21 protein-coding genes and 4 pseudogenes are annotated in these 23100 nt (G+C 38.8%); 21 read left to right on the top strand and 4 right to left on the bottom strand.

Translation table 11 applies throughout. From position 1 onward, the window contains the following. Positions 1 to 1172: 1172 nt before the first annotated feature. From RDV78_02205 to RDV78_02170, 8 genes and pseudogenes are all read left to right on the top strand, one after another. Positions 1173 to 1679, top strand: coding sequence for a hypothetical protein (locus RDV78_02205; GenBank protein ID MDS1029313.1), 507 nt, complete (start codon positions 1173 to 1175; stop codon positions 1677 to 1679). Positions 1680 to 1816: 137 nt separating this feature from the next. Next, entirely contained in the window at positions 1817 to 2281 is a 465-nt protein-coding gene (locus RDV78_02200; protein ID MDS1029312.1) for a pyridoxamine 5'-phosphate oxidase family protein, read from the top strand. A gap of 573 nt (positions 2282 to 2854) precedes the next feature. Then, the gene (locus RDV78_02195; GenBank protein MDS1029311.1) at positions 2855 to 3190 is read left to right on the top strand and encodes a tyrosine-type recombinase/integrase; all 336 of its coding nucleotides are present in this window, start codon (positions 2855 to 2857) and stop codon (positions 3188 to 3190) included. 279 nt (positions 3191 to 3469) lie between these two features. Continuing rightward, entirely contained in the window at positions 3470 to 3835 is a 366-nt protein-coding gene (locus RDV78_02190; protein MDS1029310.1) for a hypothetical protein, read from the top strand. A 228-nt stretch (positions 3836 to 4063) separates the two neighbouring features. Then, positions 4064 to 4558, top strand: a complete 495-nt coding sequence (locus RDV78_02185) for an HD domain-containing protein (GenBank protein MDS1029309.1) — start codon at positions 4064 to 4066, stop codon at positions 4556 to 4558. Positions 4559 to 5059: 501 nt separating this feature from the next. Further along, a pseudogene (locus RDV78_02180) lies at positions 5060 to 5311 on the top strand (DUF3658 domain-containing protein). 78 nt (positions 5312 to 5389) lie between these two features. Further along, positions 5390 to 5710 (top strand): putative heavy metal-binding protein, encoded by a 321-nt coding sequence (locus tag RDV78_02175; protein MDS1029308.1) that lies wholly within the window; start codon positions 5390 to 5392, stop codon positions 5708 to 5710. Between the two features lie 364 nt (positions 5711 to 6074). Continuing rightward, positions 6075 to 6182, top strand: a pseudogene (locus RDV78_02170) (transposase). 45 nt (positions 6183 to 6227) lie between these two features. Here RDV78_02170 and RDV78_02165 read toward each other — a convergent pair. After that, positions 6228 to 7169: a 4Fe-4S binding protein gene (locus RDV78_02165; protein MDS1029307.1), complete on the bottom strand. Its 942-nt coding sequence runs from the start codon at positions 7167 to 7169 to the stop codon at positions 6228 to 6230. Between the two features lie 171 nt (positions 7170 to 7340). On the opposite strand from RDV78_02165, the gene RDV78_02160 reads away from it, so the two are divergent. Both RDV78_02160 and RDV78_02155 read left to right on the top strand, forming a co-directional pair. Beyond that, the gene (locus tag RDV78_02160) at positions 7341 to 8228 is read left to right on the top strand and encodes a LysR family transcriptional regulator (protein MDS1029306.1); all 888 of its coding nucleotides are present in this window, start codon (positions 7341 to 7343) and stop codon (positions 8226 to 8228) included. A 196-nt stretch (positions 8229 to 8424) separates the two neighbouring features. Next, positions 8425 to 8535, top strand: a pseudogene (locus RDV78_02155) (MerR family transcriptional regulator). A 142-nt stretch (positions 8536 to 8677) separates the two neighbouring features. Here the strand turns inward: RDV78_02155 and RDV78_02150 are convergent. The 3 genes and pseudogenes from RDV78_02150 to RDV78_02140 form a co-directional block, all read right to left on the bottom strand. Beyond that, positions 8678 to 9412 (bottom strand): TPM domain-containing protein, encoded by a 735-nt coding sequence (locus RDV78_02150; protein ID MDS1029305.1) that lies wholly within the window; start codon positions 9410 to 9412, stop codon positions 8678 to 8680. Positions 9413 to 9436: 24 nt separating this feature from the next. Beyond that, positions 9437 to 10003 carry a LemA family protein gene (locus RDV78_02145; GenBank protein ID MDS1029304.1) on the bottom strand — a complete coding sequence of 189 codons (567 nt, stop codon included), beginning with the start codon at positions 10001 to 10003 and terminating at the stop codon, positions 9437 to 9439. 179 nt (positions 10004 to 10182) lie between these two features. Next, positions 10183 to 10365: pseudogene (locus tag RDV78_02140) on the bottom strand (IS3 family transposase). Between the two features lie 575 nt (positions 10366 to 10940). Here RDV78_02140 and RDV78_02135 point away from each other — a divergent pair. The 11 genes from RDV78_02135 to RDV78_02085 all read left to right on the top strand — a co-directional run bounded on the left by RDV78_02135 (position 10941) and on the right by RDV78_02085 (position 23052). Beyond that, a complete protein-coding gene (locus RDV78_02135; protein ID MDS1029303.1) occupies positions 10941 to 13358 on the top strand; it encodes a PAS domain S-box protein in 2418 nt (805 codons plus the stop codon). A 472-nt stretch (positions 13359 to 13830) separates the two neighbouring features. Then, complete coding sequence (gene nifH, locus RDV78_02130) at positions 13831 to 14649, top strand: nitrogenase iron protein (protein MDS1029302.1); 819 nt, start codon at positions 13831 to 13833, stop codon at positions 14647 to 14649. A 60-nt stretch (positions 14650 to 14709) separates the two neighbouring features. Next, on the top strand, positions 14710 to 15036 hold the full coding sequence (locus RDV78_02125) for a P-II family nitrogen regulator (GenBank protein ID MDS1029301.1): 327 nt from the start codon (positions 14710 to 14712) through the stop codon (positions 15034 to 15036). Between the two features lie 17 nt (positions 15037 to 15053). Beyond that, positions 15054 to 15437: a P-II family nitrogen regulator gene (locus tag RDV78_02120; GenBank protein ID MDS1029300.1), complete on the top strand. Its 384-nt coding sequence runs from the start codon at positions 15054 to 15056 to the stop codon at positions 15435 to 15437. Positions 15438 to 15456: 19 nt separating this feature from the next. Next, positions 15457 to 17100 carry a nitrogenase molybdenum-iron protein alpha chain gene (nifD, locus tag RDV78_02115; protein ID MDS1029299.1) on the top strand — a complete coding sequence of 548 codons (1644 nt, stop codon included), beginning with the start codon at positions 15457 to 15459 and terminating at the stop codon, positions 17098 to 17100. Next, positions 17081 to 18439 (top strand): nitrogenase molybdenum-iron protein subunit beta, encoded by a 1359-nt coding sequence (nifK, locus tag RDV78_02110; GenBank protein ID MDS1029298.1) that lies wholly within the window; start codon positions 17081 to 17083, stop codon positions 18437 to 18439. The genes nifD and nifK overlap by 20 nt, the downstream gene beginning before the upstream one ends. A gap of 336 nt (positions 18440 to 18775) precedes the next feature. Beyond that, positions 18776 to 20164 (top strand): nitrogenase iron-molybdenum cofactor biosynthesis protein NifE, encoded by a 1389-nt coding sequence (gene nifE, locus RDV78_02105; protein ID MDS1029297.1) that lies wholly within the window; start codon positions 18776 to 18778, stop codon positions 20162 to 20164. Next, a complete protein-coding gene (locus RDV78_02100; GenBank protein ID MDS1029296.1) occupies positions 20136 to 21488 on the top strand; it encodes a nitrogenase component 1 in 1353 nt (450 codons plus the stop codon). Before nifE ends, RDV78_02100 begins: the two co-directional genes overlap by 29 nt. 18 nt (positions 21489 to 21506) lie before the next feature. Continuing rightward, positions 21507 to 21809 (top strand): NifB/NifX family molybdenum-iron cluster-binding protein, encoded by a 303-nt coding sequence (locus RDV78_02095; GenBank protein ID MDS1029295.1) that lies wholly within the window; start codon positions 21507 to 21509, stop codon positions 21807 to 21809. Positions 21810 to 21824: 15 nt separating this feature from the next. After that, positions 21825 to 22733 carry a nitrogenase cofactor biosynthesis protein NifB gene (gene nifB, locus RDV78_02090; GenBank protein MDS1029294.1) on the top strand — a complete coding sequence of 303 codons (909 nt, stop codon included), beginning with the start codon at positions 21825 to 21827 and terminating at the stop codon, positions 22731 to 22733. A gap of 13 nt (positions 22734 to 22746) precedes the next feature. Continuing rightward, the gene (locus tag RDV78_02085; GenBank protein ID MDS1029293.1) at positions 22747 to 23052 is read left to right on the top strand and encodes a 2Fe-2S ferredoxin; all 306 of its coding nucleotides are present in this window, start codon (positions 22747 to 22749) and stop codon (positions 23050 to 23052) included. Positions 23053 to 23100 lie beyond the last annotated feature (48 nt).

Genomic DNA, 23100 nt, shown 5'->3' with positions numbered 1-23100 from the left:
TAATAAGGCTAAAAGTATTGATTTTATTAGATTTGAAGGGAGTATTGATAAAAGATATTGATTAAACTTTCCACTTTTGTATATACAAAATAAACTCCACTCCATGATAATAAACTTCGCTCTGTAAAAATAAAGTTCGTTCCGAATCCCCACAGCAGATGCAGGATAACTCCTGATTTGCTGCGGGGTTTGCTTTTTTTACAAGGGAAAGGGCTAAGGTGTAAGGGTTAAGATTGTTAGGGTTAAGGGGTAGGGAATAAGGCTAAAGGCATTGATTTTAAAGGGATTGAGGAAAGTATTGATTATAGTATTGAGAGAAATATTGCTACCAGGATTGATAAAAAGCATTAGAAAAAGCACATGAGAAAATGCAACCTTATCCCTTTTTCCTTTCAACATATCCCTATTTGGAACCAACTTTATTTTAAAAATTGTTACAAGAATTAAGGTAAAAGTGTTAATAAATGGGATGAAATTAAGGAATTTTAGAGCGGACTTTATTATCTGGAAAGAAATAGGGAAATAGGTTCAAGGCGAGAAGGGATAAGGGTTTGAGGGTGTGGGGGCTGGAGTGGAGATTATTTTAAATATACAGGTATACTAATCGATAGTATATTCTAGTCGATAGTATATTCTAGAAAGGTGGTTTTTTCTTTTGTCTGGAGGAAAAAGCCAGTGAGTGAAGTTTTTAGACGCAGGGCTAATTTCGGTTTTGCTTGATTAAACAGTTAATATTTAACCTTGAAGGACTTATTTATACACTTCTGAGTGAGTTCTAAAATAGGAGGGTTCTAGTAAAAAAATTTTTTAAATTTGTCTTGGTTATTATTTTAATTGCAATCGTTAATGATAGCTTCTATAAATATACAAAGATTACTTCATTTAGTAAGGCTATAGGACATATAGGAATATACATTCAGCATTTAAAAGCGATAAAATAACTTTTATAAAATTCCAGTTTGTCCGACTTAAACGAGCATAATGTTCGGTTGAGTTAATGAAAATGAATGCGTTATTTTCTTTTTTACTTTTATTTTTCTCTACTCTTAAGATACTTTTTAATCTAAATTGAGGTTGAAGGGAAATGCTTGAAAAAAGTATCACATATGCTCTTTGAAGACTCAACTAACTATGGATAAAGAATCAGAATTAAAAGAGATAGGAGGAAAGATATGGCTTATTCGTTTATTTTTAAAGATTCATTTATGGATTTGACTAAAACTCGTATACGAGAAACACAGACAGATGAAGAAGTATTGCTTTATCCTAAATGGAGTTTTCCAATTGGAAAGTATTCATTTTTTTCTGGAAAAGAAGAATACAAAGCAATATCCACAAAAGAAAATTTAATACATAACGCCTTTATTGTGTTTCAACCAGACGGGAAAGAGATCGTACGAATTAAAGATATATCACTCCATGAAAAAAAGTCTTTTTTTAAAGAGCTTCAAATGATTTATGAACAGAATATCTATGATGTAAAATCTACTTTTGCATTTAAAACGATAACTATAAGTAATGGAAAAGAAGTCGTGCTGACAGCACATAAAACTTCTTCGCTGTTTAAAAGTCTTTTAGATATTTATGATTACAAAGTTCATGTTCATCAAACGATGAACTTACCATTTATCGTATGGGTGGCTATTTTCAAGGGGATTAATTTATTAATTCGACCTTAGGCTTCCATGCCGCTACCGGTAAAATCAAAGAGTGAAAACGTGGGACTTGATATGGAGGATGGAAACATTTTACGGGTACCGGATTGATTTTTTGAGGTGTGATTCATGGAAGAGATTTTATACAAGGGAGACAGGATATGTTTAAAGAAATGAGAAGAAAAGATAGAAGTATTGATAAGGAACAGGCTATTGAACTGTTAAAAAAAGGACAATACGGAATATTATCTACAGTAGGTGAAAATGGATATGCCTATGGGGTGCCACTAAACTATATATACTATGAAGGAAATATTTATTATCATTGTGCTGTCGAAGGAAGCAAATTGGATAATATTGCAAATAATAATAGGGTTTCTTTTTGTGTTGTTGGCAATACTGAGCCCACTCCAGACAAATTCAGCTATAGGTATGAAAGTGTAATTGTGTTTGGACGTGCAGTTGAAGTATATGATAAGGAAAAAGAGGCTGCATTGGTTGCACTCATTCAAAAATACTCTGGAGAGTTCATGGAAAAAGGAATAGAATATATACAGAAAGACAGTGTCAGGACAAAAGTTATTAAAATCAATATTGAGCACTTGACAGGAAAGGCAAGGAAGTAACTGTATAACCCTAAAAAACTCGTGTCACGAATAAAAAACTCGTGTTAAAAATAAAAAAGTCATGTTAAAAGCCATGCTGTAAATGCAGGAGAAATCCTGAATTGCTGCAGGGCTTTTTTAGGCTCAAAGAGAAAGGAATAAGGGTAAAAGTATTGATTTTATTGGATTTGAAGGGTGTATTGATGAAAGATATTGATTAAAATTTCCCCTTTTCCCTTGCAACTTATCCCTATTTAATCCTTACTTTTGACACGACTTTTTTATCTAAAATGAGGCTGAAAATAGGAAGAAAATAGGAGATAGCAACAATGAAAATGGGTGATCTTTGACATGACTTTTTTATATGGAAGAAAATAGGAAAATAGGGTAAAGGATAGATGGGACAAGGGGTTGAGGGGTGTTGGGTTTTGACATGAGTTTTTTATTTATATACAGTGATAAAATGGCTTCAAGCCTTGATAAATAAGGACTTCTTTTGAAATATCAATTTTTACATCTTATAAGTGTAACATATTGTGCTGCCAGATTACGGTAAGAGTAATATAATGGGATTAGCAAAATTTTCTGGAAGAAGTGTTTACTATAGAATTAGTTCAGCCGATAAAAGATATGGGTAAGATTATTGAACTTAAAAGAGAAATGATGAGAAAGAATTATAAGTATTATATGGTTTGTATTATGGCATTCAACACAGGAATGCGCATTGGGGATATTATTTCTCTAAAAGTATCGGATGTAAAAAATAAAACTCATATTGCAATAAGGAAAGAAAAAACGAACAAGACAAAGTTGTTTCCAATCAATGGGCAATTGAGAGAGGAAATTAATAATTACATTAATGGAATGAAAGAAGAAGATTATCTATTTGAGAAGGGTATATTTTTTATTTATTTAATTTCAGTTATATAGGATTTTCTGTGGCAGTTGGTATCTTTTTAACCAAGACACTGCCAAAGGAACATAAACAATGGGGACGAAGAGTCTCACAAATTCTTATAGGATGCTATATGCTTTTCTTCTAGGATTTTACGGTAGAGAAAACATGCAAATTGAAGGATTTTTCTTCTTTCTGCTATTAGGTGTTTTTGCAGGCGCGGCTATGCATTATGTTATCTAATTATTTATTGCTTGCTAACTATTGGGATCTCATGGCTAATATTCTTCCCTGCTGTTTTGGAGTCAAAAGAATTGCTAATGACTTCTGTATCCAATGATTTGCTTGTAAAGATGGGTACTTTTGCACCTTCTATTACTGCACTCTTCCTTACCTATTTAAAATATGGAAAAGAGGGAGTGAAAAATCTTTTAAAAAGAGCGCTACAGTATAGGTTTAATAAGGTCTGGTATCTTTATATCTTTCTATTAATGCCGGGTATACTGACACTGTCTTTTTTATTTATGAATGCCTTTACAGGAGCGAAATTCAATTCACTTTTGCTTCCCATAATGATTCAGCAGCCTTGGCTGATTGTACCAATATTTCTTTATATGCTTATTCTACAGGGACCTCTCGGTGAAGAATTCGGATGGAGAGGTTTCGCACTTGACCATTGAACTGGATTTATAATAACAATAGTAGTAGAAGTATTTTATCGGGGGTTTTAGTTCATTTCTGTACAAATTTTTTCGGTGAAATACTGGACTTGCCAAGCAATATTATGTAATCTTAGAACTATCATACAGGTGATTATCGCTATAGTGATTTTGATATTTTGGAAAGCAAAGCTTTTAAGGACCGTTAATAATATGCAAAACTAAGTAATTAGTGGGGAGAGAGATGATATGATAAATATTGTAAGTGCTACTATGAAAAAAATGATAGAATACTTTGATGGTGATGCTAAGCGAATTAATCATGCACTAAAGGTGTATGGATTTGCAAAAAGCATAGGAGAACTTGAGAATATCCCGGAAGAAAAACTTAAAATCCTTGAAGCGGCTGCAATTTTACATGATATCGGGATTAAGGAAAGTGAAAGGAAATACTCATCATCTGCCGGAAAGTATCAGGAGATAGAAGGGCCACCTATAGCATGTGATATTTTGCAAGAATTTAGTTTAAGCAAAGACTTTTTAGACAGGGTTTGTTATTTAATAGGCAACCATCATACTTATAATAAAATAGACGATATAGATTTTCAAATACTTGTAGAAGCAGATTTTCTTGTAAATATTTTTGAAGATGCTATGAAAAAAGAACAGATAGAGACCATTAAACAAAAATATTTTAAGACTAATACAGGACTATGTTATCTTGACAACATGTACTGTAAATGAAGTAAATTCTATAGTGTAAGGCAGATATGCAAACTTGTGTATTTAAAATCTACCAAAGATTTGAGTGCATAATTCCCTGCATATGTAAAGAAGGATTTGTTATAACTTATTATTCTGAATTATTCACAAAATTTAGGTTCTGGTGTCCAATGATAATAAAGTTTGGTGATACCCGTGGAGTGTTTAAAGGAGCAATCCTATAGCCTTTCACGGTTTTTTATGTTCTTAGAACGAACCATAGGAGTAGGCTGCATTTTGGGGTGATTTTGAGCAGATTTTTTATGATTTAACAGTATGGTGTAATTTATAAAAAGTTGTTTCACAATTGCAAGACAAAACTAAATCAGGAAAATGTTAGGAGTTAATTATTTTGGAAAAGTATCATATGAGAAGGAAAGATAGGCAAATAAATGATGAAAATGAATTAAGTGAAATATTGTTACAGGGTAAATATGCGGTAATATCATGGACTTATGGAGAAAACTTTAACAGGAAAACTCTAACTTGCGTGTTGTCAAAGATAAAAGCGTTGTGAGTGTTCCTGAACCTTATTTTGATGAGATAATTCTAGAGCATACAAATCACTACTTTTCTAAATGTGCAAGAACTGTGGGGCAGGTTATGGGAAGAGATGAAAATTATATTTCGGATTTTTTTATATTTTGGAGGATATTAGAACTTATTAAATCAGGCAGAATTGAATATAGGGGAAATTTGGGGAGTATGAGAGATATGGAGATAAGGAAAATATAAATGTAGAGAAATATGGATAACTAGTTACTGGTTTAAAATATAAATAATATTAGAATATAGCAGGTTGGAGGGATTGGAATGATTGTAACAACAACACCTAATGTGGAAGGTAGAAAGGTTACTGAGTACAAGGGAATAGTATTTGGAGAAGTAATTTCTGGAGTAAACTTTATTAAGGATTTCGCTGCTGGGCTCTCAAACTTTTTTGGAGGCCGTTCTGGGTCATATGAGGGGGAATTGATTGAGGCAAGAGAAGCAGCATTAAAAGAGATGGAGAAGAGAGCAGGTGCTCTTGGTGCTAATGCAATCGTTGGAGTAGATATTGACTATGAGGTATTAGGTCAAGGTGGTAATATGCTAATGGTAACGGCTTCAGGTACGGCAGTGGTAATTGAGTGAAATAATTTGTATTATATGTAGATTTCAAATGTCCTGTGAATACTAACAGGTAATTCTGTAAGCATTCACAGGACATTTGAACATTTTATATTTTATTTGTATTGTGTAAGCGTCAAATACTACCCACCTAGTTAATTTCCCTCGGTAATGCGATAATCTTCCCAAAACACCAAATATGGTGTGCAGAGCACGATATAAAACTTCCTCAATTACGGTATTGGCTTCGGAAGTTTAAATCCGTAGATACTACCAAAGTAGTCCCGACACAGTGGCTGCCTGTAGAAATAGACAAATTAGGGCCTAATGGCCAGGGCTGCGGTTTGCTAGTAAACACCCCCAAAAGTTTTAATCCTGCTATAAAACTCGCTTGGTGCGCAGCCGCCCTGTGCTGGATGCCTTTTTGGCATGGCTTAAAACTCAAACCCCACGAGTATTGCCCAAAAGCGCTTTAGGCCAGGCAATTAAATACTGTCGCTAATTATTATGCATAAGAAAACAGATATATATTTTTTGGATATTATACTTTTTCTCCTTGAATGTTTAAAGGAGCACTTAATATCTCGTTCTTTCTTTTAAGAATTTTATCATTTAAAATTTTCGTCTCAGCATACTCAAATCCAAGTCTGTCAATTGTATTACCTAAACGTTCTCCTTTAAAGGCCTTATCCCTGAAAAACAGAATTGTTTTTTCAAGAATATTCATTGTTTCATCTTTTGTAAATATTTTATCAAAAAATGAACCATGGCGGGTTGACTTTCCCCATCTTCCGCCAATATATATTTTATAACCTTGTGTGCCATCCTCTATTGCCTTAAAATAGCATTTATCTATACATAGTCCACAATTATTACAAAGTTTTTTATCAATATTTAAAACTTCGTCAATAAGTTTTGCTGCTTTCATAGGGCATGAACTCTCTACGTTACATTTTTTACATTTCTTGCATTTTTCCAAATTATAATTAGGTATTTTTTGCCCTACAATACCAAAATCATTTAAATCAGGCTTAACACAATTATTAGGACATCCACCTACTGCAATTTTAAATTTATGTGGCAAACTTACATCATAATATCCTTCAAAAAATCTTTTATGTATTTCTTTGGCCATAGCTTGTGTATCAAAAAGCCCATATGTACATACTGTACCTTTGCAGGAAACTATAGGTCTGATTTTTGCACCTGTTCCCCCAGTTACCATCCCTTCTTGAGATATGTAATTTCTTACTTCTTCAATATCTTCATACTTTATTCCAGGCAATTCCAAAGTAAGTCTTGCAGTAAATGAAATTTTACCATTTCCAAACTTTTCTGCAGCTTCACTAACATTTTTAAGTTGTCTTGCATTAAGGACACCATTTTCAGTAATAATTCTAGCTGAAAAATGTTTTCCGTTATTATTTGCTAAAAATCCCATAGACTTTACTCTTTTTATTTCTTCATCATTAATCTTGTTCATATTTTGTCCTCCCGACATCATTTATGCCTTAATTTTATTGCATGAAAAAACTATTGTAAAATACTAAAATATTATTATTATCATAAGTATAAACCTATAAATTAGCGTGATTAACCTGAAAGAAAATTTCACACCTTCATTAAATTTTGTGCCTTGAGCACAGCAAAAGGAATGAATGTTAATATGACAATTCGACATCTCAAAATTTTTATTGAAGTAGCAGATTGTGGTAAAATGAGCTTAGCTTCTAAAAATCTTTATATTTCACAACCATCTGTAAGCCAAGCCATTTCAGAAATTGAAAATTTTTATAACATTAAACTTTTTGAACGGCTTTCAAAAAAACTTTATATAACAGAAGCTGGAGAACAATTTTTAAGTTATGCAAGGCATATTGTATCTCTTTTTGATGAAATGGAAGAAACCATTAAAAAATCATCTGTTGTTTTATTAAAAATAGGTGCAACTGTCACAGTTGGAACCTGTGTAATGAGTGATATAATAAATCAGTTCAGCTCTAAATGCCCAACTATACAAACTCAAGTTTTCATTAATAATACCAGCGTCATAGAATCAAAAATTTTAACTAATCAATTAGATATTGGTCTTGTTGAAGGGGAAGTAAAAAGTAAAGATATAGTATGCTTACCTGTTATTAAAGATAGGCTTGTACTTATAAGCGGCAAAAATAGTTATTTTGCAAATAAAAATACTGTAAAATTGTCCGAACTTAATAATCAACCATTTATTTTAAGAGAAAAGGGAAGCGGAACTCGTGAGCTTTTTGAAAATCATATGAGAAATGCTGGATTTACCATACAAGAAAAGTGGATATGCAATAATTCAGAAGCAATAAAACAAGCAGTAATAGCAGGACATGGTCTTTCCGTTATTTCAGAAAGACTTATTAAAGATGAAGTGGCTTCCCACAAGTTACAGATAATAAAAATTAACAATGTTGAATTTAACAGAAATTTTAGTATCATATATCACAAAAATAAATATTTAGCTGATTATTTAAATGAATTTATTAAAGTTTTAAAATCATACCAAAAATAAAAAGTATGATAGAATAGTAGAATCCATTTTAATATATTTGAAGAATTTTAAAATATAATGAGGGAATATGGTACTACATATAAATTGAGATTAACACAGCGTCAACCTTTATAATTCTAATTAGAGGGGAGGGAATGACTTAAATCAAAAACTCTATAGTATTACTGAATTTGCGAACTAATCATCTGTTTCTACTCGAACAGTGGGATATTATGATAATAGGGGACTATTAACGCCATCACATTATAATAAATTAGGTTATCGTATGTATACAAATAAAGATTTGATAAGTTATAATATATTTTAGCATTTGGCATATCCGAGATATGTGACAAATGTGCAGAAGAATGTTCGGCTTTTTAAAGATAACTTAAAGGGACAGTGTTGTTAACAAACACCGTCCCCTTGTTATTCCATTCTAGATATGATTTTAGAAGTTAATGGTAAAGTTATCGTTCTGCACCACCGCCACCGGAAGATCCACCGCCGAATCCTCCACCTGAACCTCCTCCACGTCGACCGCCCATAGAAAGAAGTACAAAAATAATTCTAATAACCGGGAAACCCATCATTTCTAAGAGAATTAGAAAAATGATGCCTAGAATAATCAATAAGATATGCCACCATTTAAATTGATATTCTAAATGGGTGGTATCGGTGTTCCCTGAGCTATCTTCCTGAATTACATTTGTTACAGCTTGGAAGCCAGCTAATATTCCTTGAGAATATTCTTTTTCGTTAAATAGAGGAATCATTTTTTCATCAAGAATTCTGCCAACTTTACCATCAGGAAGAATGCCTTCTAATCCATAACCAACTTCGATTCTTACTTTCCCGGGAATATTTTTTAACAGATTTTCTTTGTTGATGAGAATTAGCACTCCCGTATTTTCCTTTTTATTTCCGATGCCCCAATTGCGAAAAAGTTCATTAGTATAATCCGATATGGGAATACCGTTTAAAGAATTTATCGTTACAACGGCAACTTGAGCTGATGTATTATTATCTAAAGTGCTGGCTGTTTCGGTAATGATTTCTTCGTCTTCAGGGGTAATGAGATTGGCAAAATCATTAACATAAATATTTTGTGAAGGCTTAGGAATATTGATAGCTGCAAAGGCCTGAGACCCTAAAAACAGGGAAAAAACAAATATGATAGATAACAGCTTTATACACTTTTTCATTATTATCACGTTCTTCGCTTATTTTTAGAAATTTACGTCAGGAACTTTATTTGCACTTGGCTGGGCTTCAAAATAAGGTTTCTTTTCAAATCCAAAGATTCCGGCAAAAAGATTATTTGGAAATCTTCTTATTTTACTATTATATTGTTTAACCACATCATTATAATCTTTTCGTGCTACAGCTATTCTGTTCTCAGTTCCAGCTAATTCATCTTGAAGCTGGCGGAAATTAGCGTCTGCTTTTAAATTTGGATAGTTTTCAGCAATCATCAGTAGTCTGGATAAAGCTGAGCTTAGTTCTTCCTCATTTTTTATTCTATTATCAATGCTTTGATTTCCGGCAAGTTTTGCTCTTGCGTCACTAACAGATTTAATTGCGGCTTGTTCATGGCTTGCATAACCTTTAACTGTATTAACTAAATTAGGGATAAGGTCTGCGCGTCTTTGAAGCTGATTCTCAACTTGACTCCAAGCATTATTTGTTTGCTCCTCCAGATTTACCATGCTATTATAGCCTAAGTAGAGGATGAAGAGTATTATGACGATAATACCAATACCTAAATAACTTCTCTTCAAGAAATTCACTCCCATTCTAAATTGATAGACTTCTTTTATTAATGTAATATATCGAGGAAATAAGTTCAAGGGAAACATGGTGATGTCGTCAATGTAGCTATAGAAGCCCATTCGACAGCACAGGTGCTGATCATTAACCGAGGAAATTTGGCGAATCTTAGGGGATATAGCCCAGGTGTTGGGTGTGCATTGTCTTTTGATTCATTACATTTATCCACATGGGGTTTATATTGGGCAACAGTATATTTTGATACTGGCCCTTGGTATTTCATTATTCCACCTATTTTTCTTCTTAATACTATAAAGCCTAGTTTTTTTAATTCTACTTTTATTTTCCCAGTTCCATAATTATTACGGCTATATTCACGCATTATTTCTGTTTTAAATTTACCACTTTCATAAAGTTTTACCATCTGCTCCCGTGTGGATTTGCAGGAACCGGGATGAAAAGGGGCCAGAAGGCTGCAGCATGAAGGCAGTGGACGAGGAAAAGTGGTGTTTGTTTTGAAGGCGGGGTTGAGGTAAGGTAGGTTTTATAATGCAGATTAAATAAGAAAGATGATGAAAAACCCAAACACGTATTGATTTTTGTAAAAATATAAATAAAATTGTTATAAATAGGAAGAGATAACCGGAATTTTACCGTTACTTTTTATGAATTGAGCAAAGTAAAAGGAATGTGATGTTAGAATGAAAAAAATACTGATCATTGAAGATTGCCATTTTGTTAGACAAAACATCAAGAAAGCTTTTCTCAAACAGTTGTCAAACGAAAGTAATATATTTGCATACAAGCGGACATGAAGATGTATAAAAGTCATTGCAGCAAAAGAAACTGTGGAAAATAACATAAAAATAGCAAACCAAGCTCTGAATTTTCTTGTGGCTAAGTTCTGGCTGTAATATAATGATATAATGAGCAGAATAGAGGAATAGTTTGGGGAGAATAAAATTGAGAGCGGAAAGCATTCCTAAAAATAAGAAGATACTGCTGGCGGAAGACAGCCGCTTAACTGCTAAGATTGTAGAAGATTTCTTGCATAAATGCGGATATGAGATAGAGACCGCTATTACAGGGGAAGAAGCGGTACAAAAGATAAGTGGCGGCTTTCCGCCAGACCTGGTTCTGATGGATATCGAATTGGCGGGGGTAATGGACGGAATAGATGCCGCCCGCAGAATACTTAAATCCCGGGATATTCCCGTTGTATTTCTCACCGCCAACACATCCGGGGAAATTATTGATAAAATAAAAGAGGTTAAGGCTTATGGGTTCGTGTTAAAAGGCACAGATAAAGCTGCATTGCTATCCACAGTGGAAATGGCTTTGAAACTTCATGAAGCAAATACCCATGCCAGAATGTTTGAGTGGCTTTTTGAAAACGCCCTGAATGAACTCTATATTTTTCATCCGAAGTCCTTAAAATTTGTTGCTGTAAACCGCGCTGCCAGAAAAAACCTGGGATATACAATCGAAGAACTGAACACCATGATCCCTCTCGACCTCAAACCAGAATTTGACATAGAGAGTTTCCAAAAAATCCTTAACCCACTGGTCAGCGGGGAACAGGAGCATGTCCTATTTAAAACAGTGCACCGCCGGAAGGACGGTTCCCAGTATCCTGTGGAAATAAATTTACAGCTTTTCGATTACGGGGGAGAAAAATTGTGTCTGGCCTTGGTTGTTGACCTGACTGAACGCAGAGCGATGGAAGAGGAGCTTAAAGAAAAGGAAACGACTTTAAGCGCTATTATGAGCTCGGCCCGGGACGCCATTGTCATGCTTGACGGGCAGGGAAACGTCGCTTTTTGGAACCCTGCAGCGGAACAGCTCTTCGGCTACTCCCGGGAAGAAATCCTGGGAAAGGATCTGCACCGGGTGGTGGTGCCGGACGAAGGTCTTTACCAGGCTTATAATAAGGCTTTTAAGCATTTTCAGTTAACCGGGGAAGGGAAGGACGTAGGGAAAACGATAGAATTGAAAACTAAACATAAAGACGGGCGGGAGCTTGATGTGGAGCTTTCACTGTCTGCTTTGCGGTTCAGGAATGCCTGGCATGCGGTGGGAATTGTGCGTGACATCAGTGAACGCAAACAGGCACAGAAGGAACTTGAAAACAGCCGGGAACAATATTTGGAATTAGCCGAAAATGCCCCCATTGGAATTTTAAAATGTGATCAAGCAGGAAATATTATTTATGTGAATCAAAAAACATTAGAAATACTTAATTTACCAAGTATTGAAGAAACAAAAAAGATTAATCTTTTAACTTTCCCCTTATTGGTCAGACATGGTTTTTCAAGAAAACTTGAAGAATGTTTGCAAAATAATAAGCCCGGCACATATGAAATGAATTATGAATCCAAATTGGGCAAGAAAGTATGGTTGCGAGCCCATGTTAAACCACTGGTGAATAGAAATACAGTACAGATAATTATTGATGATATAACTGAAAGAAAACAGCTGGAAGAGGTAAACAGGCGAAAAGAAGAAAGGTTTCGCCTGATGCTGGAGGGCATTCCCAATCCGGTCTGGCTTGTTTCAAGGAAGCGCCGTATTCTGGCACAGAATAAAGCGGCGTCGTCATTATTTGGGATAAAAATTGGAGATTATTGCTGGGAAAGAGTCTTTGGCGGGGGAAACCTGCCTGATGAATATAGGGAGGCATTAAAAAAATCAGGCAGTCCTTTACCGGGCACGAAATGCTATTTCTGTCTCGGAGACGAAGCTCTTGATAAAAATGCACCGATGAACAGCGAAGTGGAGCTGAGGGGTAATATATGGGATATGTGGTGGATTCCGTTGGGAGAGGATGTCTATCTTCATTATGCTACTGATGTTACCAGGTACAAAAAAATAGAAGAGGAACTTCGCCATTTATCTGTTACTGATGTTTTGACAAACGTCTATAACCGCCGCTATTTTACGCAACAACTGGAAGTAGAAATAGAGCGCGCCAAACGGGCAGACAGAAAGTTTTCCCTGATAATCCTGGACATAGATCGCTTTAAGAGTATCAATGACCGTTTTGGCCATAACGTCGGTGATTTAGTTCTTAAAAGCATAGCAGAATTGATTAAGAACAGGATCCGCAAAATAGATACCCTGGCCCGCTGGGGCGGGGAGGAATTTGTTATACTTCTGCCCGATACAACGGTAAAAAGTGCGGCCCGTTTAGCGGAAAAACTGCGGGAAAGTCTAAGCCAAATGGATATACCGGGCGTGGATCATGTAACGGCCAGTTTCGGAGTTGCCGGTTACTGTCCGGGGGACATGGTTGATACATTGGTGAATAAGGCAGACAACATGATGTATGAGGCAAAGGCTGCCGGCAGGAATTGCGTGCGGTATATGAATGAATGTGAATAGCTATTAAGATTAGCGACCCTGGGGTAACCTGGGGTTTAATTTTGTTAATTCATTTTTTTTAATTCTACTTTTATTTTACTAGTTCCATAATTTTTACGGCTAGCTTTAAATATCTCAATTACCTTGGAGGTTATTTCATCGGTTGTTTTTTTACTTGGGATTCATAGTAATAGGTACTTATAAGGGTTGGAGAGGATTTAATAGAATAATTCCTCTTAGATCCTTTTTATGTGTAGGATTAGGATGAAGGGTTAAGTGATAAGGTTCAAATGCTATAGATAAATAAAATATGAATAATATAAAAAATAATATTGCATTTTGATAATGCGTATGGTACATTATAAATAAATAAAATATGAATTTTAATTCGATTAAAAAAACAAAGGGGTTTTATACGGGTGCTGCTCGTAAAAAACTCCTTTGTTTTTTTTATAAAACAAAGAATTTTATTTCTGGAAGGGAGTGTAATTCAATGAGACAAGTAGCAATTTATGGAAAAGGTGGTATTGGTAAATCAACAACTACCCAAAATCTTACAGCAGCTTTGAGTGAAATGGGCAAAAAGATTATGATCGTAGGATGTGACCCGAAAGCAGATTCTACCAGATTGATCCTTGGCGGTCTTGCGCAACAGACGGTGTTGGACACCTTGCGGGAAGAAGGCGAGGATGTAGAGCTTGAGGAAATCATGAAGGAAGGTTTTAATGGCATCCGCTGTGTAGAATCTGGCGGGCCGGAACCGGGTGTTGGATGCGCAGGCAGAGGCATCATTACTTCTATTAATATGCTGGAAAGCCTGGGCGCTTATACTGAAGACCTGGATTATGTATTTTACGATGTCTTGGGCGATGTTGTATGTGGAGGATTTGCCATGCCAATCCGTGAAAGCAAGGCGCAGGAAATATACATTGTTGCCAGCGGTGAAATGATGGCTATGTATGCAGCCAACAATATTTCTAAGGGTATTCAGAAATACGCTAAAACCGGCGGAACAAGGTTGGGTGGCATTATCTGTAACAGCCGTAAAGTGGATAATGAATACGAGATGCTGCAGGCTTTTGCAAAGGAATTAGGAACCCAGCTAATCCACTTTATACCGCGGGACAATGTTGTGCAGCGTGCGGAAATCAATAAAAAGACCGTTATCGATTATGATCCAAAAGATCCTCAGGCAGATGAATACAGGCAACTGGCAAAAGCGGTTGATGAAAACGACATGTTTGTGATTCCGAAACCCATGAAACAGGAGCGCCTTGAGGAAATTCTGTTGGAATACGGTATTATGAATTGATTATAGGGCATTAAGCAAACCGTTAAGTTCCGTAATAAAGGAAATGGGAGGAGAAAAACCATGAAGATGATAAGAGCCATTATACGCCCGGAAAAAACCGGAATCGTATTGTCTGAACTTGCTGATGCTGGATTTCCCTCTGTAACAAAAATGGATGTAGTAGGCAGAGGAAAACAGCGCGGTCTTAAAGTTGCTGACTTGTATTATGATGAGCTTCCCAAAGAAATGCTATTGCTTGTGGTGGAAGATGAAAATGTCGATGAGCTAGTTAAAATCATTTTGAAGACAGCTAAAACGGGTGAAAGCGGCGCATTTGGGGATGGTAAAATTTTCATAAGCTCGGTGGAAACTTCCTACACGATAAGCAGCGGAATGGAAGAACTCTAAGGAAGGGAGTCTTTATGATGAAAGAAATCATGGCAGTTATCCGCATGAATAAAATCAACCAGACGAAACAGGCATTGTCATTGGCGGGATTTCCGTCTGTCACCTGCTGCAAGGTTCTGGGCAGGGGCAAAAAAAAGGTTGATTATCAATTAATCGGAAAGCTTTTGGATGGTGCTGAAATCGAATCTCCCAAGGTAGCGGAAGCAGTATCTGAAGGCCATCGGCTACTCCCAAAGAGACTGCTGATGATGATGGTGAAGGATGAAGATGTTGGTGAGGTCGTCAAGATCATTATCGAAACAAACCAGACGAAAAATGCCGGAGATGGGAAGATTTTTGTAATGCCCGTTGAAGAAACTTACAGGATGCGTACTGGTGAAACAGGAGACATTGTTCTTTAAAAAAGAGGTGAGAAGGAAAATGCTGAACGAAAAGACGTTAGATAAAATACTGGATTCGTATCCAGCCAAAGTACGAAAGAACAGAAAACAGCACATGCTGGTAAAAAAAGGAGATGCGGAAAAACAGGAAATCGCAGCGAATACCCGTACTATCCCTGGCATCATCACCAATCGTGGCTGCTGTTACGCCGGCTGCAAAGGAGTGGTTATAGGGCCTTTGATGGATATGGTGCATATTGTTCATGGCCCGATTGGTTGTTCCTACTATGCGTGGGGGACCCGAAGAAACAAAGCTAAACCGGAACGAGGAGAAAAAAATTTTATTAACTACGCTTTTTCCACTGACTTGCAGGAGAGCGACATCGTTTTCGGCGGCGAAAAGAAACTAAAGAAGGCTATTCAAGAGGCGGTAGAAACGTTCAATCCGGCAGCCATTACTATCTCCGCCACCTGTCCGGTCGGGCTTATCGGTGACGACATCAGCGCGGTGGCGGCAGAGGCGCAAAAAAAATACGGTATTCCCGTTATTGCCTTCAACTGTGAAGGTTATAAAGGAGTAAGCCAGTCTGCCGGACACCATATCGCAAACAACAATCTTATGCGGGAAGTGATTGGCAAAGGTATCGAAGAGCCCAAAGAATTTTCCATCAATGTACTGGGTGAATACAATATTGGCGGGGACGAATGGGAGATTTCGCGGGTACTTAAAAAAATCGGCTATAACATCGTCGCGGTTATGACGGGCAACAGCAGTTATGAAAGGCTGAAAAACGCGCATACCGCTCAGCTCAATCTGGTGCAGTGCCATCGGTCCATCAATTACATAGCAGAGATGATAGAAGTAAAATACGGAACACCGTGGCTGAAGGTGAATTTTATCGGCATCCAGTCGACGATCGAATCCCTTCGCAACATGGCTCTGTATTTCGGAGACGAAAGGCTGAAACAAAGGACGGAAGAAGTGATCGCAGAGGAGCTTGCCGATATCCGTGAAACCATCGAGAAATCCAAGGCACTTTGTGAAGGCAAGAAAGTTATGCTGTTTGTAGGCGGTTCCAGAGCACATCATTATCAAAGCTTGTTTAAAGATCTGGGGATGGAGACGGTAATGGCCGGATACGAATTTGCCCACCGAGATGACTACGAAGGACGGGCGGTGCTGCCGTTTTTAAAACCGGATGCGGACAGCAAAAACATTGAAGAGTATCGTCCGGAAAAAGATGAAAAGCATTATAAAATATATGTCTCAAAAGAACGGATGGAGCAATTGAAAAAGATTATTCCGCTTGGCGATTATGAAGGCATGATAAAAACCATGGGAGATGGCACAATTGTGATCGATGACTTGAACCATTTTGAAACAGAGGAGTTTATCAAAGCGGTCAAACCGGATATATTCTGCTCGGGTATCAAAGATAAGTATACCGTGCAAAAAATGGGCGTCTTTTCCAAACAACTTCATTCCTATGACTACGGCGGCCCGTATGCCGGTTTCAAAGGTGCAGTCAATTTTGCTAACGACATCATTGCGGGTATGTATACGCCGACATGGAGTTACTTGGTTCCCCCGTGGAAAAGCGGACCATATATAGAGGGCACATTTGCCAATCAAGCCGAAATGACCGGAACGGAGGTGTTGTTAAATGCTGAATCAAACGCCTAAGACCATTGCAGAGCGTTCGGCGCTGGTTGTAAATCCTGCAAAGACATGCCAGCCCATCGGTGCCATGTATGCCGCGCTGGGTATCCATGGATGTCTGCCCCACAGCCATGGCTCCCAGGGATGCTGCTCCTACCACCGTATGCACCTTTCGCGTCATTACAGGGATCCGATCATGGCTTCCACCAGTTCGTTTACGGAGGGCACGGCGGTTTTCGGCGGCAAGTCCAATTTAGAGCAGGCGATTAAAAATGTTTTTACCATATATAATCCGGATGTCATCGCAATCAACACGACCTGCCTTTCGGAAACGATCGGCGACGATATAGCTTCTATTGTCCGTGAAATAGATATACCGGATGGCAAGACGGTCATCCATGCCAATACGCCCAGCTATGTCGGGTCCCATGTTACGGGTTACTCCAACATGGTAAAGGCCATGGTCAATTATCTGGCCAAAGGGAGCTCGGAAGGAAAATCCATCAATATCATACCCGGTTTTGTCGAACCGGCGGATATACGGGAAATCAAGAGGATATTAAAGCTTCTCAATGTTCCGGCTACCGTTTTTCCCGACACTAGCGGTGTGGTGGATGCACCAAATACGGGAAAATTTGAAATGTATCCTAAAGGCGGCACGAAGGTAAAAGACCTTATTGCAACAGGGAATGCTATGGCAACGATCGCCTTGGGCAGATTTTCATCTGCAGATGCTGCAGTGGCGCTGGAAAAGAAGTGCGGCGTACAGCCGTTTATATTGAGAACACCAATTGGCATAGAAGCAACCGACTCATTCATCATGCAGCTTTTAAGGCTTACCGGCAACAGCGTGCCTTATGAATTGGAAGAAGAACGAGGCCAGTTGGTTGATATCATGACCGACACCCATTTCCACTTTCACGGTAAAAAGGTAGCGATTTTCGGCGACCCGGATATCGTGACCGCATTGACCCAATTCGTTTTAAGCTTGGGAATGCGGCCCGTCCATATTCTGACGGGGACGCCGGGAGAGGCCTTTGTGGAAGACGTAAAAGCCATGACAGACGCGGCAGGCGTCAAATCAAACGTCAAAGCAGCAGGCGATCTGATGCTGTTGCATCAGTGGATTAAGAATCAACCGGTCGATTTGATTATCGGCAACACATACGGGAAATACATTGCAAGAGCCGAGGACATTCCGTTGGTACGCATCGGATTTCCCATACTGGACAGAACGGTACAAACTTATTTGCCGGTTGCAGGTTACCGTGGCGCGATGCGAATCATTGAAAAAATCAGTAACGCGCTACTCGATACCAAAGACCGTGAAAGTACAGATGAAGATTATGAACTTGTAATGTAAGAAGTGTAGTGCGGCCAGGCAAGTTCGATAATTCTAGTGGGATTCAGAAAGAAACAGTGGATAATAGCTAACCGCACTACGCATGTTAGTATACTGCATAAAACCCAAACTCATAGGATATTTCGTGTATTATGGTATCACAGATAATGGACCAGTGCAATACCGATATTGGTACGAGTTAACGAAACTTCTATTTAATTTAAATGGAAAATATATGTTTGTCTATTTTATGACCAGCCTCTCAAAGGAAATGGTGAAAACAAGCCTGCACCTAAAGTTAGAGAGAAGCATTTCTACTCGACAAGAGGTTTCAATATAGGAACGGAGGTGGCAGAAATGAGTAAAGTATTGAATATAAATGTGCTGGATGAGCGAAGAAATTCGATACTGTGCAATGCAAGAGGTAAGGGAGATAGCATCCAATGCAACAAAAACAGTGCTGCCGGTTCCGTTAGTCAACGTGCTTGCGTGTACTGCGGGGCGCGGGTAGTGTTAAACCCCATTACGGATGCATACCACATCGTCCATGGACCGATTGGCTGTTCGAGCTATACATGGGATATCCGCGGAAGTCTGACAAGCGGAGCGGAGGTCTACCGCAACAGCTTTTCGACGGATCTTCGCGAAAAGGATATCATCTTCGGCGGGGAAAAGAAGCTGTCTGCCGCCATCGACGAAATCGTAGCGCAATACAAGCCAAAAGTTATATTTGTGTATTCTACCTGTGTGGTTGGTATCATTGGAGATGATTTGGATGCCGTATGCAAAACCGCCCAGCAAAAACACAACATCAGAGTGATTCCGGTAAGGTCTACCGGTTTTGCAGGCAACAAGGCGAGCGGATACCGGGCGGCTTGTGATGCGATCATGGAGCTTATCGGCAATGAAGAAAGGCCTGCCAAGCCTCAAGGCATTAATTTTCTCGGGGATTTTAATTTAGCGGGTGAATTGTGGATCATTAAGGGATACCTGAAAAGTTTGGGAATCAAGCTGCATACTGCAATCACCGGTGATTCGACCTGTGACTCGTTAAAAGAAGCGGTGAAAGCGCAGTTGAATATCGTACAATGTACAGGTTCCATGCATTATCTTGCACGGAAGATGCAGGAAAAGTTTGATATTCCCTTTATTAACGTAAGCTTTTGCGGCGTGGAAGATACGGTCAAGTCTCTTTTGAATCTTGCCAATGCAATCGGAGATGAATGTATCGTAAAAAAGGCAAAAGAGTTTGTAGTCGAGAAGGCATCGAGGACGGAAAAGCTGCTTGAACAATACCGCCAACGCCTGGCAGGCAAGAAAGTGGCTATCTATGTCGGCGGCGGTTTCAAAGCCATTTCATTGATCAAACAATTTGCAGACCTTGGGATGAAAACGGTTATTGTCGGTACGCAGACCGGCAGGGAAGAAGAATATCAGACAATCAAAGAACTGGCAGACGAAGGAACGATCATATTGGATGACAGCAATCCGTTCGAACTAGAGGCTTTTATAAAGGAAAAGCAGGCGGATATACTGGTTGGCGGCGTAAAAGAAAGGCCGCTGGCGTACAAACTATGTGTAGCATTTTTAGATCATAACCATGAAAGAAAGCATCCTTTAAGTGGTTTTGAAGGAGCACTTAATTTTGCCCAAGAAACGGATTTGAGCGTTAACAGCCCGGTTTGGGGTCTGGTGAAAAGGAAATGGGGAGAGACCGATGAGAAACTTTGTCAATCTGAATGTTAACCCCTGCAATATGTGTATGCCGATGGGGGCAGCCGGCGTATTTAAAGGTATTGAGCACTGCATGGTACTGATGCACGGATCACAAGGCTGCTCCACCTATATCCGCCGCCATATGGCCACGCATTACAATGAACCGATCGATATTGCCTCTTCATCTTTAAATGAGAAAGGAACAGTATACGGCGGTAGCGCAAATTTAAAAAAAGCGTTAAAAAATGTCATTAAATTGTACCGGCCAAGGGTGGTGGGCATTACAACCACCTGTTTGGCCGAAACCATAGGCGAAGATCTCGGCGGGATTATCAATGAATTTTTTGCTGAGGAGAAAATAAAGGGTATAGACTGCCTTGCAGTATCTTCTCCGGGATATGGAGGATCGCAATACAAAGGGCATTATTATACTGCAAGAAAAACGGTAGAGCATTTTGTAAAAAACGGTGGTAAAAGCCCAAAGGTAAACGTAATTGTCGGGTCCATGTCACCTGGAGATATCCGGCATCTAAAAGAAATTCTGAGCTTATTTGACATTGCTTATACGTTGTTCCCCGATATTTCTGAAACACTGGACGGTGGCTGTCAGGAATACTATAACCGGATGCCGGAGGGCGGTACCCCCATATCAGCGCTCAAGGAGATGGGCAAAGCAGCGGCAACATTGGAAATCGGCGCAATGGTAGCCGATGAAGATTCGCCGGGGCTGTATTTAAAGGAAGCTTACGGAATTCCATTGTACCGTCTGCCGCTGCCGATTGGCCTGCAAAATACGGATGCATTGATGGAAGCGCTTGCCGGCATCTCCGGCAGAGGGGTACCGATGAAAATCCGAAAAGAACGCGCAAGGTACCTAGATGCTATGATTGATGCACACAAATATAATGCAGAAGGCAGGGTAGGTATATTTGGTGACCCTGAACTGATATATGCTGCAACGTCAATTTGCCTGGAAAACTGTTTTACTCCTTGCGTGGTTGCCTCCGGGCCGGCAAACGGGAAGATACTGCCAGCCCTTGATTCACTGGGATCATCCTTTAACCGGGATTTTATCAAGCTGGCCGATACGGATTTTGAAACCATCAGCAAACATGTGCAAGATACCGGCGTTAATTTGCTTATAGGGCCTTCCGACGGCGCTTTTATGACAGAAAAGTTTGGCATACCCCTGGTGCGCACAGGTTTTCCGGTGCATGACAGGATGGGTGCCCAAAGAAAAGTCGTGATCGGGTATACCGGGTCTATGCAACTGCTGGATGAACTGACAAATATATTACTGGACCAGAAGCATCAAACATTCAGGGCAAACCTGCATAAGGCCTATTGGCGTTGAAAGGAGAGGTTTCAAGCGATGAAAGTAGCAGTTAGTGTAAATGAGGATGAAATTGTTGCGCCTCATTTCGGAAAAAGCAAGGTAATATATATATTTGACGTGATGGACAATAAGATAAACTTTGTAGAAGCAAGGGTTGCCTCGACAAACTTGCAAAAGCACGATTTTGGGTTTATTGCAGACTGTGAAGCGGTTATTTCCGGCAGTATAGGTTTGTCGATGCAGGACAATCTGCGAAAAGCCGGTATGATGCCCATTGTTTCTAATGAGGAAGATCCAGTAAAAGCGATAGAGGTGTTTATTCGAGAAAAATCTCAGTGAAAAGAGGTGATTACTTTGTTACCGAATATAGAAGAGACTCAATTTCGGGAAATGGTAGCGGGCAGTACTGCCCAACATCCGTGTTACAGTGCTGGTGCCCATGAATATGCCAGAATACATGTTCCTGTAGCACCTGTGTGTAATATCCAGTGCAATTACTGCAACAGGAAATATGATTGTGCCAATGAGAGCCGGCCAGGTGTGACCAATGATGTTTTAAACCCTAAAGAGGCTTTAGAAAGATTCATCCACGTCAGGCAAAGCCTGGATAATTTGAAGGTGGTAGGAATTGCGGGACCGGGAGACGCTTTGGCCGAGTTTGGAAAGACGAAAGAAACAATTACCCTCATTCGGGAATATGACCCCAATATTACCATCTGTTTATCGACGAACGGTCTGATGCTGCCAAAGTATGTCAATGAAATCATCGGGCTTGGTGTGGGGCATGTAACCATAACGATCAACGCTGTGGATCCTGCTATCGGTAAGATGATATATAGCAGAGTGAATTATGAGGGTTTGATTTTAAAAGGCGAGGGAGCCGCGGCAAGGTTAATGGAAAACCAGCTCCAAGGTTTGCGGCAGCTTTCTAACAGCAAAGTAGTATGCAAAGTGAATATCGTAATGATCAAAGGTATCAACGACCATCATATTGAAGACATTGTTAAAACAGTTAAAGATAATGGTGCTTACATTACGAACATTATGCCTATGATCCAGGTAGCGGAGACGCCTTTCGAGCATATACCGGCAGTGTCTCATGAGGAAATATACACCATGCGCAAGAAATGCGAGAAACATATCCAACAGATGTACCATTGCCGGCAGTGCCGCGCTGATGCGATCGGTACACTTGGGAACGATCTTTCCCTTGAGTTCCGGAGTGTAAAGTGCAAAGCCGAACCATTGAAAAAAATAAGTTGAAAGGATAAGTATGATGAATAAACCGGAACACCATATTTTCGTATGTTCGAGTTCGCGTATCAATGGACAACAAAAAGGATTCTGTATATCGAAAAATTCTGCCGGCATCGTCGGGCGTTTTTTAGAAGAAATTTCGGATAGGGAACTGGAAGACAAAATCATGGTTACAAACACCGGCTGTTTATCCCTATGCAATCAGGGTCCTGTTGTAATCTTATATCCCGAAGGGGTATGGTACGGTGGAGTAACGGAAGACGATGTGGAAGACATAATTGATGCAATTGAAAATGGTGAAGTATTGGAACGCTTAGCTCTTTAAAAGACTATTATTAAAAATTTAAATTTTATCAGATTTATAAGGAGATCA

The organism is Bacillota bacterium LX-D (assembly GCA_031628995.1).
Classification (GTDB): domain Bacteria; phylum Bacillota; class DUOV01; order DUOV01; family Zhaonellaceae; genus JAVLUO01.
This window is presented reverse-complemented; position numbering and strand designations above follow the sequence as displayed.

What these genes read in the sequence shown, in the direction of transcription:
- nifE (MDS1029297.1), top strand. Translation starts at nt 18,776, where the DNA reads ATGAGTAAAGTATTGAATATAAATGTGCTGGATGAGCGAAGAAATTCG.
- nifK (MDS1029298.1), top strand. Translation starts at nt 17,081, where the DNA reads ATGCTGAATCAAACGCCTAAGACCATTGCAGAGCGTTCGGCGCTGGTT.
- RDV78_02085 (MDS1029293.1), top strand. Translation starts at nt 22,747, where the DNA reads ATGAATAAACCGGAACACCATATTTTCGTATGTTCGAGTTCGCGTATC.
- RDV78_02200 (MDS1029312.1), top strand. Translation starts at nt 1,817, where the DNA reads ATGTTTAAAGAAATGAGAAGAAAAGATAGAAGTATTGATAAGGAACAG.
- RDV78_02095 (MDS1029295.1), top strand. Translation starts at nt 21,507, where the DNA reads ATGAAAGTAGCAGTTAGTGTAAATGAGGATGAAATTGTTGCGCCTCAT.
- RDV78_02100 (MDS1029296.1), top strand. Translation starts at nt 20,136, where the DNA reads ATGAGAAACTTTGTCAATCTGAATGTTAACCCCTGCAATATGTGTATG.
- RDV78_02150 (MDS1029305.1), bottom strand. Translation starts at nt 9,412, where the DNA reads ATGAAAAAGTGTATAAAGCTGTTATCTATCATATTTGTTTTTTCCCTG.
- RDV78_02125 (MDS1029301.1), top strand. Translation starts at nt 14,710, where the DNA reads ATGAAGATGATAAGAGCCATTATACGCCCGGAAAAAACCGGAATCGTA.
- RDV78_02160 (MDS1029306.1), top strand. Translation starts at nt 7,341, where the DNA reads ATGAATGTTAATATGACAATTCGACATCTCAAAATTTTTATTGAAGTA.
- RDV78_02185 (MDS1029309.1), top strand. Translation starts at nt 4,064, where the DNA reads ATGATAAATATTGTAAGTGCTACTATGAAAAAAATGATAGAATACTTT.
- RDV78_02120 (MDS1029300.1), top strand. Translation starts at nt 15,054, where the DNA reads ATGAAAGAAATCATGGCAGTTATCCGCATGAATAAAATCAACCAGACG.
- RDV78_02175 (MDS1029308.1), top strand. Translation starts at nt 5,390, where the DNA reads ATGATTGTAACAACAACACCTAATGTGGAAGGTAGAAAGGTTACTGAG.
- RDV78_02205 (MDS1029313.1), top strand. Translation starts at nt 1,173, where the DNA reads ATGGCTTATTCGTTTATTTTTAAAGATTCATTTATGGATTTGACTAAA.
- RDV78_02165 (MDS1029307.1), bottom strand. Translation starts at nt 7,169, where the DNA reads ATGAACAAGATTAATGATGAAGAAATAAAAAGAGTAAAGTCTATGGGA.
- nifH (MDS1029302.1), top strand. Translation starts at nt 13,831, where the DNA reads ATGAGACAAGTAGCAATTTATGGAAAAGGTGGTATTGGTAAATCAACA.
- RDV78_02145 (MDS1029304.1), bottom strand. Translation starts at nt 10,003, where the DNA reads ATGGGAGTGAATTTCTTGAAGAGAAGTTATTTAGGTATTGGTATTATC.
- nifD (MDS1029299.1), top strand. Translation starts at nt 15,457, where the DNA reads ATGCTGAACGAAAAGACGTTAGATAAAATACTGGATTCGTATCCAGCC.